Source organism: Aequorivita vitellina, assembly GCF_022008365.1.
Taxonomy (GTDB): domain Bacteria; phylum Bacteroidota; class Bacteroidia; order Flavobacteriales; family Flavobacteriaceae; genus Aequorivita; species Aequorivita vitellina.
Genome location: NZ_JAIRBA010000128.1, coordinates 1 through 602, shown reverse-complemented (window position 1 = coordinate 602; position 602 = coordinate 1). Strand labels below are relative to the sequence as shown.

1 pseudogene is annotated in these 602 nt (G+C 45.5%); it reads right to left on the bottom strand.

Annotated elements, in window-relative coordinates:
* Window positions 1–602 (bottom strand): annotated as a pseudogene (locus tag K8089_RS16280) (hypothetical protein); the annotation flags it as partial.

Below are 602 nucleotides of genomic sequence, written 5' to 3'. Positions count from 1 at the left end.
GGCTGGCAAACAGCCACTGGAAATTGGTTACAAGCAGACAACGGATCTGTTACCGTAACCGTGGAAGTACAGGTTGAAACATTTCCGTTTACATCAGTTACCGTTAAGGTAATTGTATTCGGACCTACATCTGCACAGGTGAATGTTGACTTGTCAATTGTCGTGGTTGCGATTCCGCAGGCATCAGTGCTTCCAGCGTCAATATCGCCAACGGTGATGCTGGCATTGCCGGTTGCATCCAATTGAATCGTAAACGGTGCTGCGCAATTTGCTACTGGTGCTACGTTGTCTTCAACGGTTACCGCTGTTGTACAGGTTGAAGTATTGCCATTTACATCGGTTACGGTTAAGGTAATTGTATTCGGACCTACATCTGCACAGGTGAATATGGATTTGTCTATTGTGGTTGTTGCGATTCCGCAGTTATCTGTACTGCCATTTTCGATGTCAGCTGCAGTGATAGTGGCATTGCCGGTTGCATCCAATTGGATCGTAAACGGAGCGGCGCAGTTTGCTATTGGAGCTTCGGTATCATTTATTGTTACATCAAAACTACAAGTTGATTGAAGTCCAGCTCCATCAGTTACGACAAAAGTGTTGGT